The sequence below is a fragment of the Bacteroidota bacterium genome, from assembly GCA_016718825.1.
GTDB lineage: Bacteria > Bacteroidota > Bacteroidia > J057 > JADKCL01 > JADKCL01.
The window spans coordinates 1-12,047 of record JADKCL010000037.1 but is presented as its reverse complement, the minus strand read 5'-3'; the positions used below and the strand labels follow the sequence as shown (position 1 = coordinate 12,047).

Genomic DNA, 12,047 nt, shown 5'->3' with positions numbered 1-12,047 from the left:
AATCTTGTGGATGGAAGCGAATTTGCTCTTCAACCAATGCGACGTTTTTGGCAAGGCAGAAATGTACCCTGCCTCGATCTTTCCCCCGTTTTCAAGCCATTTTCCGCTTCGGAATTGACCGTCAATTCAAGTGATTCCCATCCGAGTAAATTTGCACATTCGCTTGCTGCTGATGCGATTGAGGTGTTTCTGAATCAGAATGGTTTGCTTACGGAGTAAGTTTCTCAACTACCTTCGATCCATCCGCTTTTCGTTGCCAAAGTGCCTCTAATTGGATCCCCAAGGCAAGCACAACGATGGGAGCGAGGAGATAAACAAAACGCAAAAAGATCACCGCAAGCCCTGCAATACCCGCCAAATAGAGCCAACAGGACAGGAGCAATAGCCCAGCGTAGGCAGGCATACGCCTACGGTACCGCAGTTGCAGGCCCGTGGACGCGAGCAACAAACCAAAAATGGCCCACCAAGAATCCGACCAGTAGAAATGCAAATGTCGATGGTGGAAATACAACGGAGCTTCGATGTGGTCGGGCAAGAGGTTGGAATGGATCATGTCTTCGCCTGAAAACGGCCGTTGGACATTGGGCCAAACGAACTCCCGCAAATGGCGTATCGGCGATGCCCACAACAATTTGCGCGCTGTGGCGCCTGCCGAGGTCGCTGCCGCTTGAATTTCTGCGGTATTGAGATGGTTTTCCTTCACAAACCGCTGAAAGGCAAGGCTGTCGTGAAACATCTGATTGGTATGCCAAGTGTGGTAAAGGGCATAGTCAGCAGCGGGAAAACAAATCAGATATCGCTCAAACGCCGTTTTGGGCGCCGCAGCGATCCGTGAATCTGGATAGAGATAAGCGCTTGTATTCCAGAGACTCAGGCTGCTGAAGGCATTCGTTTGCAATGTGCCGAAGCGGACTTGGTAGTACATTCGGAGGGGTAGGAGGGCGAACTGAAAGGCCAAAAGGATGATGCCCGTTCCCAAGGCGAGGCGTCGCCAAGGCAAGCGTTGCGTCAGCATCCAAATGATCACTGCCACGACAAAGACCGGAGCTGCGTACCGCGTTTGGTAGGCCAGTCCCAGCGCAAATCCGATGCAGATCGCAGCGAGGGAAAATCTTTTCCAGTTTTCTGACTTCAACGTCGGCAATGCGAACCAAGCGAGCATCAGCAGGCTCAGAAAAACCGTTTCGGCCATCACCGTGCACGCCAGTTTTCCCGAGCAGGGTTCCAAAGCCAGCAAAATCGCGATCAATAGCTGGAATCTGCTTGTCGTGATCCACTTTCTGACCAACAATGATGCGCTTAGGCTGTAAAGGAGGCTTTGAGCGACCACGATTGCATCGACTGACCGGCCGATTTGGATCGCCAGCCCATTGAAGGCACTGTACAACGGCGGATGGTACAATGCCGTCTGCAATTTCAAGTAACCGAGGCTGTCGATCTCCAGCAATGTCCCCCAATAGAGGAAATAGGCCATTCGCCCGAGAAAGATCAGCCCCACCAAAAGCCAAGTTTGCCGCATGCGCAGCAGCTCCAATATTGATATCGGCTTTGCCTCTTCCATCCCAATTGCCTGCGCGACCCCAAAGCCAAAAGCCATTTGATCCGCCAGCGAATGAAGTTAAGAAAAACCTGGGATGTGATCCGCCGAACTGCTTATTTTTGCGGCATGGATCCGACCCTTGGACAGGTTTCTGGCGAATATGGTGTTGCCTTGCTCTACATTTTGGGCGGAATCGTTTTTGTCGTCGGCGGATTGATGCTCAATAAATTCCTGAGTCCCAACAGGCCCAATCCAGAAAAGCTCAGTACCTACGAATGCGGCGAAGATCCCGTTGGCAATGCCCGCATCCAACTCAACAACCGCTTTTATGTGGCTGCGCTGATCTTTTTGATTTTTGATGTAGAAATCGTTTTCCTCTACCCTTGGGCGACCGTGTTTGCCGACAAATCCTTGATCGCCCAAGCCCCGGGATGGGGTTGGTTGGCGCTGATCGAAGTGTTTCTTTTCGCTGGAATCTTGCTCTTGGGCCTCGCCTACGTCTGGGTCAAAGGTGACCTCGACTGGATCAAGCCGCGCCCACAAGTCCCCTCAAGCCCTGCCAAAGTCCCCAACGAACTTTACGAGCAATTCAACGCCGGAAAATAAAAGTGAAAAGTGAACAGTTTTCGTGCCCAACTTTTCACTTATAGCTTTTCACTTTTCACTTAAAAAACTTTGTAGGCTCTCCAAGTCCGGCCCTCTTTGTCATAGATAAATGCCCGCCTATTGGCAAATGCAAATCGGAAGCCTGTGATCTGCGGATCTACATTGTCAATCGTTGTTGCACCGAGGTACTTGCCTTTGAGGTCAAAGTAGAGGACCATGCCGGCATTCAATTCCAAGACGGCGACGGGGTAAGCGTCATTTCCTGTGTAAGCTGCCGTCGTCGGATCGATAAACCAATTGGTATTGCCCGGTGTGCCGTGCTGATAACGAACTTTTTCCTTCGGCTTTTTGCGGCCCCAGAATGAAAATGAGCCCTTGTAAAAGGTCACGAGCTTTTTCTTGGGCGTGATGTAAGACAGCACGGATTGTTCCTCCGGCTGCAATTGGCCGGCCTTGATCGATGTCCATTCGCCAGTCGGGATTCCTTGCGCATTCAATGCCCTGGAATACCAGCCCGATTCTCCCGGTCCATTGCCTTCCAACATCTTGGTTTCAGGATTGTACCATATTCCGCGGATGTCGATGCCGACCTCCATCGAGGCCAGGGTTTTCCCTTGTGGGTCAAAAACCTCCATAGGGAATGACGGATTGCCAGCGATTACCGTGATATAGACATTGGGTCCAGGAATAAACGCAACCGCGGAGGCATTTGTGCCTTCTTTGGCCTGAAATTCATAGGAGAGAACCAATTCGCCCTGCTGTAACGGCGCCTGCGCAGTAACGCGAAAGTTCAAACAAAAGCAGACAGCCACGGTAAAGGCAACGGCACGAACCATGCCGAGTGAGTTTTTGATTTTCATTTTTTGCGGGATATCAATCAAGTCGGAACCGGAAGTCTGGTTCAGCGAAGGCTATTTCGCACTTAGAACAGCGGATAGGCTGACCAAACGCGCGCTTCCTTGTCATACAAAAAGGCACGATCGTTGGTGACTGAAAATGCAAAGCTGTCATTGAGCGGTGCATCATCCGGGAGTTGAGCGCTTGCAGTGTGGTTACCAGCCCGGTCAAAAAATTCGAGTTTGCCATTGCTAAAATCCAACATCACGTATTCGTAGCCCTTTTTTCCGGTGAATCCGACAGAGGTGCTGTTGATATTGCCCAAATCTACATCGTCCCACGAAATGTTGAGGCGCTTGACCTTGTTCGGATTTTTTACGGAGTACATCGCCAAACCGTCTACGGTAAAGTCCAAAAATATCACCTGCTTCTTTTGGAAATCATAAGCCCCAACGGATTGGAAATCAGGTTGGAATTGACCTTCCTTGAAAACGGTTACCTCGCCGGGGTTATTGCTGCCATCCAAGCCAAATGTGGCCCATCCTGCTTCACCTGCGCCGTTGCCTTCGCACTTGCCGGTCGCTGGATTGTACCACATTCCCCTCCAATCAAAGTCTGCGGTGGTTTGGGTGATGTCGGCACCGTTGCCGTCAAACACCTCCCGCGGGAAGTCAGCATTTCCTGCAATGACCGTGATATAAACACCATGTTTGCTGTCCCAAACGACAGCTGCTGCATTCGTGCCTTCTGAAGACACCATTTCATAGGAAAATTCCTTTTTGGGTGCAGCAATGGGTTTCTGGGCAATAGCGAAATTAACTGCCACTGTGAAAACCACTAAGAGAAACAAGGATAATGTAGATTGGTGCTTTTTCATACGTTTTCGAAATTTGCGGTTTAACTTTCACAAAGGAACGCAATCCCATCAATAGGGGACAGGCTAGCGGAAAGATTTTTCTTCAATTATTCCCATTCGAAGGGAGTTTTTTTTGAAACTTGCGCACATCATGGGGCTATCAGACATCAAAACGGGGGAAGCAAGTGTGGTCGTCACAAAGCTGGACGATCTCATCAATTGGGCGCGACTCAACTCCTTGTGGCCGATGGGCTTTGGCCTCGCTTGCTGCGCGATCGAAATGATGGCTGCAAGTGCAAGTCACTATGATTTGGATCGAATGGGCGTTTTTCCACGGCCTTCCCCAAGACAAAGTGACGTGATGATCGTTTCAGGGACGGTGACATTCAAAATGGCCGACCGCGTGCGACGCCTCTATGAACAAATGGCGGAGCCCCGCTACGTGATTTCGATGGGCAGCTGCTCCAACTGTGGCGGACCCTACTGGGAGCATGGCTACCATGTCGTCAAAGGCGTGGACCGTGTGATTCCCGTGGATGTCTACGTTCCGGGTTGCCCACCGCGCCCCGAAGCGCTGATCGGAGGCATCATGAAACTTCAGGAGAAAATCCGGCAGGAAAGCCTGGGCGTCAAAGGGAAATTTGACCGCGCCTGAAACGAATTCAAAGCTCCGCGATTACTTTTTGATGATAGTCTGATTCGAAGTCGTTCCGTCAGGGAGCAACACGCGCATCAGATAGATTCCCGCAGGCAAATCCGTCACCTCGACGGCCGACAAGGCCTCGGTTGCATCGACTTTTTTCAGCACTTGGCCCAGTTCGTTCACGAAGCTGATCTCCATGTCGCCGGTAAGGCTGCCAAAGTTGAAGTGCAGCCAATCACCCGCAGGATTCGGATAGACGACGATCTTTTCCTTGCCTTGGTTCAGGTTGATGGCGACAATCTGCGAATACTGCGATTCTCCCTGCTCATCGATCGTGCGCAGACGATAATAGTTGATGCCTTCAGATGGCGAACGATCCAGTGTTTGGTAGGACTTTTGCTCCGCGGTGGTGCCTGCGCCTTCAAGTGCGGCGACTTCCGACCAGTTTTCGCTGTCGCTCGAGCGCTCTGCAATGAACATGGCGTTGTTCACCTCACCATTCGTCTGCCAAGTCAATGCAACGTCCCCCGTTTGGGTTGGGCTTGCCTTGAAGTCTGTCAACTCAAAGGGCAGAATTCCGCAAGCGCCGGCATTGATCCAAATGTCGCCCCAGAAAAATGTATTGTAAGAAAAATAATTTTGCATTTCGAAAAAGGATATGCTAAATTCGTGATATATAAACCGAGGGTTCAAAGAAGCCAAAAAACCTTTCCCCTCATCAACCAATTCAACTAGTTTTTACCTTTTATTTTGAATCTGTATGTACAAAACCTGGAAGAGTCTATTATTTGTGCTCGTGAGTATGTTGGCAATTAGTGCCAATGTTTTAGGGCAATCTACGAATACATTCCCGCAAACAGGAGATGTCGGTATAGGAACAACGTTGCCTTCTGCACGACTTCATGTCGTTGGAGACTCCAAGCTCGATGGAAATTTGAGTGTTATTGGTGACGTGGATTTGCTAAGTGATTTTCGAATTCGAAATTTATCAGTAGCAGGGAGCCCAAAGCGTCTCCTAGGAATCAGCCAAGATGGTAAAGTCGAGCCAATGGAATCCTCAACTGGCCATTTGCATTATCTCGAGGTTGATTCTGGTATCAAAGTCGGGGATAGCTCGATTTACATTATGCATTCAAACGCAAATATGCCATACAATCAATTTTTTGCTACAAATGGCCCACTATATATCAATCTCAGTCCTGCAGTTCCGGAAAATACACTTATCAATTCTCAAACGGGTCAAGTGGGAATCGGATATTTCAACACCAACCTTCCGATTGGTGCAAAATTTTCAGTGTATGGCAACAGCTATTTTTCGGGTTTCAACGGCATTAATACGGCACTCGGGTCCAACAGCAGGCTGGCCATCACAGCAAATTCAAGCGAAACTGCGCTCGAAGTCAGGCACCTTCAAGCAACCGCCAATGGCATCGCCTTCCGCGACATTGTCAGCCATCCCTTGACCAAGGCATTTACCGTAGAGCATAACGGTGCTGAGACTTTCAGGGTCTTGGGCAATGGCGTTACCAATATCTCAGGGCCCTCGGGTGCCTACAACCTCACGGCCCAGCTCTATGTCGAGAGTGGCTTAGACATCGGCTGCAGGGTCAAAAGCACCAATCCCAACGCCGGGAAGATAGCCTACCTCGCGGAGGTACCGCGACTTGACACCAGGGCAATCTCCGTGGTATACAACGACAACAATCCAGGCACAGCCGATCCAGAGAATTTTGTGGTGACGGGTGCGGGCACCGTCAAGGTCGGTCAGTCAAGTAATCCGATCAATGCGCAGGTTATGGTGGAGACGGGCCTGAATGCCGGAATTGCAGTAAGGAGCAAGAGTGCCGTTGCGAACCCGAACCAAGTTGCCTACTTGGCCGAGGTTCAACACACTCAAACCAGAGCAATTTCGGTTGTTAACACCAACCCCACCAACTACCCTATACCTCGCGAGGTCTTTAGGGTAGACGGTAATGGAGTTGCTTGGATGCAGGAACTGCGCGTGCGCGTTGCACCTTTCCCCGACTATGTATTTGAAAAAGAATACCAGTTGATGGATTTGGACAGCCTCGAATTGTATATTCAAGAAAATCACAGACTTCCAGGAATGCCGTCGGCAGAGGAAGTTGAAAAGGACTATGCTAATGTTGGAGAGCTTGTTAGGCTGCAACAGGAGAAAATAGAAGAATTGACGCTTTATGTGATTGATCTGAAAAAGGAAATTAGCGGTAAATCTAATTGCAATAAATGATATGAGCCTACATAATCGTTTACTTTTATTGATTGCCATATTTAACCTTTATGGCCTTATTGGGTACGCCAATGGATGGCAGAATCGAATTCTTCCGATAAATCTATTTGCAATCTACGGTGGAATCTGTCCTGAACCGGATCAGTATGTTCAAGTAATTCGCGATGATTTTGATCAAGGATCACTGGACCATTGGTTATGGGATCCAACTTTGAATGGCACGCACCACGGCGAAAAGGGATCTATTACCGACGAATACAATACCGAAAATAGCTTTCAATTTTTGCCAGCTAATAATGGAACATTAAGAATCCAAGTTACAGATGATCCAATTTATGCAATGGCCATCCCTTGGGAGTTGCCGAACTATCCTTTGGAATATAACCGAACAAACCTTAGAATATGGCCTTACCAGTCGGGTGCGATGACTAGCCGTTGGAAGTTTGATAAGGGTAGATACGTACTCCGGTGCCAGATTCCCTCAGGAAAAAATATGTGGCCAGCCTTTTGGCTATCTGGCGATTGTGCTGACGAAATCGACATTTTTGAATTTTTTCGAAGTCAAAACGACCAAATTCATGATCGAAAAATTTCTTTAAGCGTTCATACTGAGCTCAATTGTGGAAATGGCCCGCAAAATATTGATACGGAAAATTACACCCTAGGACAAAGTATGGCGACCGGAATGCACACATACAGCGTTGATTGGGATGATTTTGTGATCGTATTTTCAGTTGATGGACAGGTCCGAAGAACGCTTTATCATTACTATCGAAGGAGATGGGCTGGCTTAGGTTATGCTTATCGAGGTGTAAGAAACTGTCAAGAAATTGCTTCGAATGAGACCTATTTTTATGATCCCCAATTTACCGATGCCATGGAATGGGTGATCATCAACGCCGCTGTAAGAAATGGTGCCGCAAGTAATGAGTTTCCTAGGAACTTCGACTTAGATTATTTCGCTCTTTACGAAGAAATAGATTGCCAAGAGACTAAGGTATTGCATAATTCGGGCGATATTAGTGGAGCTAGCTTTTCGTCTAGCTATGGAGACAGAACGATCACTGCTGGTCAAATTACGGTCGATCCTACCAGTTCCTTTTCTCTATATGGCCCACCACCATTTACAGATTGGAACCCGGGTGACCTTTTGATTCTTACTGCATCGTCTGAAATTCGCATACTTCCTGGCTTTGAGGTACAGTGGGACGCAAATCTAATTGGTCAGATACGACCTTGCGCTGTAAATAAGGCCCCAGTTGAATTTGAGGCAATTTCAATTCTTCCAGAGCCAGAAACGTTACTTTTGATTGGCGACTCTCTTGTTAGAATCGATGATTCAATGGTTGAAATGGACCAAAATCTATTATCATTTTCCTTATTTCCTAATCCAGCATTTGATAAGATTACGATTTCCGGAGTCAGCATTGGGGATCGTATTATGATTGAGGATATGATGGGTCGAAAGGTGGGCGATGTGATCGCAACATCTGATTTTGAATTTGCAATTCCGATCGCATACCTTCAAAGCGGAGCCTATATCATAACCGTTTTGAGATCAGGAAAAGTGATAGATCGAATGAAGATGATTTGCAACCACTAGAATTATTCTTGTATGAAAATGTCGTTCATTTTTCTATTGAGTTTTTTTATGCTCGCAGCAGCATATTCACAATCTCCAAAACTGTATCTCGTTGCTGGTGGTGGGTTGTGGCAGGGGAGAATGGGATTTGAACCATATTCTTCCAATTATGCAAAGCGACAAATTTCAACCAACCTTTCTTTAGGTGCGCACGCCGAAATTTTGCCCAAAGTTTCATTATCCACCGAGATTGGATTTGAATTTTTCCAAATGCGCTACAATTATTTTAACGTGAAAGATCCTCGAAGTATCGATGCGAATCTCGGACTCTTTTTTACGAGAGTTTCACCGGGTCTTGTCTATCACCCTTTTAAAGGCCTAGACTTGAGGTTAGCGATTGGGGTTTTGATCTCCTCGGGCGCTATAGGAAGCTACTCGATATACACCTTTGTCTCAGGTCAGGGTGACCTCCTCACAGGGAATTACCAGCGTGAGTTTTCCAAAATTCGACGTTGGGGCAATATTGGTCCTGAATTGAACATCGGGTATGACTTTGTACTTCCAGGTGGTGGGATGCTTGGGCCACGTGTTTCTGCCTTTATCGGACCCAACCTTATTTTTAGGCCTGATTTTGATACACCATTGAATCCATCCGTGCATCAGGTTAGCTTTGAGGTCGTTTACACTTTCTCTCCTTGCATGAAGAAAAACTTGTAAACAGTGGACGTCCTCAAATATCCAACGCGACCCCAATCCAAAATCTCGAGAATAGCAGTTTTCAATTGCTGGATTTGACAGCGAACTTTTTCGAGGAAAGGAATTTTTCAATGGGCTCCAATGTGCAACGACTGGACCGCTGATCCTGAAGATTCGGAATTGGTGTTTGGTGGTGTCATGAGAGAATGCTTGCCCGGAAGTTTGAAGCGCATGATCGTCCTCTCTGGTCATCAGGTGCTACGGCCTAGGAGGTGCTGTGCCCCGTTTTCCATTGTTCCCATCTTCATTTTCCTTTTCGCGTTCCGTGTTCAAGGCAGGCGCTTTGGAATCAGGTTTGTCCACCTTCTTCAGCCTGAACCGGATGCAAAGATCATGCAATGGCATTGGTTATTAGATCCGTACCTGGAAACTATGATGGTAGTTGGGGCCTCGTGTCTCCGACAAAGGAGGACGGCTATACCAAATCCGTACGCCCAATTATTGCATGGCTATCCATTTGATGAGAAATACCGATATTGCAGAAAAATTTGGAGGAAATGCCGTATCTGTCCTACGGCTTCAGCAAGCATGGATACAGCCCAATCTTTAAAGGAAGTCATTGAGAAGCAATTCGGTAATGAGGCGATCGAATCCTCAAACTTTGAGGTTGCCCAACCTTGGATTGGACTTAATCCTGCACACCTGAGAGGCGTCTGCAGCTTCCTTCGTGACGATCCCGATTGGTATGTCGATTATTTGGAATGTCTCAGCGGTGTCGACGAAGGGCCGGCCGTCAATCGCATCGGCGTCGTGTACCACCTCGCAGGCATCACTCGTGGGCACCGCATCGTGCTCAAGTGCTTCGTGTCCCGCACAGTCGCACCTGATGCGCATCCTAGCGGATTGCCAGTCATTCCATCGGTTTCAAGCATTTGGCTTGCAGCGAATTGGCACGAACGCGAAGCCTACGATTTGGTCGGAATCTGGTTTGAAGGGCATCCCGACATGCGGCGCATTTTGATGCCTGAGGATTGGACCGGGCACCCGCTGCGCAAGGATTATGTGAATCCGGAGTACTACCACGATATCCAAACTGCCTACTGATGGCTACGACCCAACACCCCAACGCCGCCCGCACAGAGCTCGACTACCGCGAATTGCTGCGGCGCTCTGCACCCGGCAAGGCCCGCCTGCAAGACTTGGCAAGCGAGGAAATGATCCTCAACATGGGCCCGCAACACCCGAGCACGCACGGGGTCCTGCGCTTGGAGCTCGTCACCGACGGTGAAATCGTGTTGGAAGTCATTCCGCACCTCGGCTATCTGCACCGCTGCTTTGAAAAACATGCCGAATCCCTGCCGTTTCCGCAGACGATTCCCTACACCGATCGTCTGGATTACCTCGCCTCGATGAACAACAACCTCGCCTTCGTCATGGGGATCGAGCAGATGATGGGCATCGCAGGAAAACTGCCCAAAAGGGTCGAGTACATCCGCGTTTTGGTGGCGGAATTGAATCGGATTGCCTCCCATTTGGTCGCGATTGGCACGTTTGGATTGGATATTGGGGCCGTTACGCCGTTTTTGTGGTGCTTTCGTGACCGAGACCATATCCTGAAGATGCTCGAATGGGCCTCCGGCGCAAGGATGCTCTACAATTATATCTGGATTGGCGGCCTGTTTTATGACTTGCCCGTCGGATTTGAGGAGCGTTGCGCGGAATTTGTCCAGTATTTCAAGCCGAAATTGGCAGAATTGAACGGTCTGCTCACGGAAAATCCCATTTTCGTGCAACGTACCGCGAATGTCGGCGTGCTCCCGCGTGAGGTCGCGATCAGCTACGGTTGTTCTGGGCCTGTGTTGCGCGGATCAGGTCTGAAACTGGATTTGCGGCGGATGGATGGCTATTCCGTCTATCCGGAATTGGATTTTGAGATTTGTGTCGGAAAAGGCGAAATGGGCAGGTTGGCGACTGTTGGGACCGTACAAGTGCGTGTCGATGAAGTCGCCGAATCCTTGAAAATCGTTTCGCAATGTCTGGAGCAGCTCACCAAAGTCTATCCGAGGGGCGATAATTTTGATCCACGCGCGATGTGCCCGCCCAAGGCACGTCCCAAAGCCGGCGAATTTTACACCCGTGCAGAAAACCCCAAAAGGCGAATTGGGCTTCTATTTTATCACCGACGGCAAAAGCGACATTCCTGTGCGTTGCAAGGCCAAGGGGCCGAGCTTCAGCAACTTGAGCGTGGTGCCGGAGATTTCAAGAGGCGTTTTGATCGCGGATTTGATCGCTATTTTGGGGTCGATCGACTTCGTGTTGGGCGAGGTGGATCGGTAGGGTCTGTCTGTTCGTTGGGTAAATGGGTTGAATTTCGACAGTTTTCTTGCAAGGAGATTGCCGCTTTTCCAATCCGTAGGCCAACTTGCCGATCACCTGAAAATTGCTTAGCTTCTGCCGTCTTTTGAAGCTAAATACGGAGTCTTATGCGGAAAGTCTACGCGACCCTTGTTTTGATGTGCTTGTTCTTGTCCGGGCATGTTTTCGGTCAATGCAACCTTCTTCCCAATGCCATTCCCGGGATCATTCTTGATTATCAGTCTACCAATTTGCTTAATTGCTCAGGTGTAGGCTACAATCCGATCCGCGCGAGGTACTGCGGGGGTGAGGCTAACCCTGGCTTCCCGTTGGAAACGGTTCGGCCACCGGGACGCAACTCTACACAACGACAGGGCTTTGATTGGCGCGGCATGTGGTTGAATCCAACACCAATCAGTTGGAAGGAAATGGCTACAGTGGTAGCGGGATGTGGCGCGCAAACCTTGATGGGAATAACACGCTCCAACACAGGCGCAAGTATTTTTACTGGAATGGCGCAACCCGATGCCCAATCCTGCGGCGACTGTGATCCCGTCGCCAACGAGGTCATTTATTATTTCAATGGACGTATTTACCGCTATTCCCGTGCAACCAATGCAGCGATTTCCAATGCCTCGTGGGTTGTCCTGTGGGTTGGGTAACCTGAATTCCACGACCGTG

General features: G+C 49.0%; 11 protein-coding genes and 1 pseudogene. 8 read left to right on the top strand and 4 right to left on the bottom strand.

Features of this window, described 5'->3' with window-relative positions:
• Positions 1–208: 208 nt before the first annotated feature.
• Positions 209–1,597, bottom strand: a complete 1,389-nt coding sequence (locus IPN95_25355) for a hypothetical protein (protein MBK9452687.1) — start codon at positions 1,595–1,597, stop codon at positions 209–211.
• Positions 1,598–1,666: 69 nt separating this feature from the next.
• On the opposite strand from IPN95_25355, the gene IPN95_25350 reads away from it, so the two are divergent.
• Complete coding sequence (locus IPN95_25350; GenBank protein ID MBK9452686.1) at positions 1,667–2,146, top strand: NADH-quinone oxidoreductase subunit A; 480 nt, start codon at positions 1,667–1,669, stop codon at positions 2,144–2,146.
• Positions 2,147–2,205: 59 nt separating this feature from the next.
• Here the strand turns inward: IPN95_25350 and IPN95_25345 are convergent, their stop codons facing one another.
• The gene (locus IPN95_25345; GenBank protein ID MBK9452685.1) at positions 2,206–3,006 is read right to left on the bottom strand and encodes a hypothetical protein; all 801 of its coding nucleotides are present in this window, start codon (positions 3,004–3,006) and stop codon (positions 2,206–2,208) included.
• 62 nt (positions 3,007–3,068) lie between these two features.
• On the bottom strand, positions 3,069–3,809 hold the full coding sequence (locus IPN95_25340) for a hypothetical protein (protein ID MBK9452684.1): 741 nt from the start codon (positions 3,807–3,809) through the stop codon (positions 3,069–3,071).
• Between the two features lie 181 nt (positions 3,810–3,990).
• Between IPN95_25340 and nuoB the strand changes: the two genes are divergently transcribed.
• The gene (gene nuoB / locus IPN95_25335) at positions 3,991–4,494 is read left to right on the top strand and encodes an NADH-quinone oxidoreductase subunit NuoB (protein MBK9452683.1); all 504 of its coding nucleotides are present in this window, start codon (positions 3,991–3,993) and stop codon (positions 4,492–4,494) included.
• A gap of 21 nt (positions 4,495–4,515) precedes the next feature.
• Here the strand turns inward: nuoB and IPN95_25330 are convergent, their stop codons facing one another.
• On the bottom strand, positions 4,516–5,127 hold the full coding sequence (locus tag IPN95_25330) for a T9SS type A sorting domain-containing protein (GenBank protein ID MBK9452682.1): 612 nt from the start codon (positions 5,125–5,127) through the stop codon (positions 4,516–4,518).
• 115 nt (positions 5,128–5,242) lie between these two features.
• Here IPN95_25330 and IPN95_25325 point away from each other — a divergent pair, with 115 nt between their 5' ends.
• From IPN95_25325 to IPN95_25300, 6 genes and pseudogenes are all read left to right on the top strand, one after another.
• On the top strand, positions 5,243–6,733 hold the full coding sequence (locus tag IPN95_25325; GenBank protein MBK9452681.1) for a hypothetical protein: 1,491 nt from the start codon (positions 5,243–5,245) through the stop codon (positions 6,731–6,733).
• A 1-nt stretch (position 6,734) separates the two neighbouring features.
• Positions 6,735–8,336: a family 16 glycosylhydrolase gene (locus tag IPN95_25320; GenBank protein ID MBK9452680.1), complete on the top strand. Its 1,602-nt coding sequence runs from the start codon at positions 6,735–6,737 to the stop codon at positions 8,334–8,336.
• Between the two features lie 48 nt (positions 8,337–8,384).
• On the top strand, positions 8,385–9,032 hold the full coding sequence (locus tag IPN95_25315; protein ID MBK9452679.1) for a hypothetical protein: 648 nt from the start codon (positions 8,385–8,387) through the stop codon (positions 9,030–9,032).
• Between the two features lie 567 nt (positions 9,033–9,599).
• A complete protein-coding gene (locus tag IPN95_25310) occupies positions 9,600–10,115 on the top strand; it encodes an NADH-quinone oxidoreductase subunit C (protein ID MBK9452678.1) in 516 nt (171 codons plus the stop codon).
• Positions 10,116–10,237: 122 nt separating this feature from the next.
• Positions 10,238–11,348 (top strand): annotated as a pseudogene (locus tag IPN95_25305) (NADH-quinone oxidoreductase subunit D).
• Positions 11,349–11,494: 146 nt separating this feature from the next.
• Complete coding sequence (locus tag IPN95_25300; GenBank protein ID MBK9452677.1) at positions 11,495–12,028, top strand: hypothetical protein; 534 nt, start codon at positions 11,495–11,497, stop codon at positions 12,026–12,028.
• Positions 12,029–12,047 lie beyond the last annotated feature (19 nt).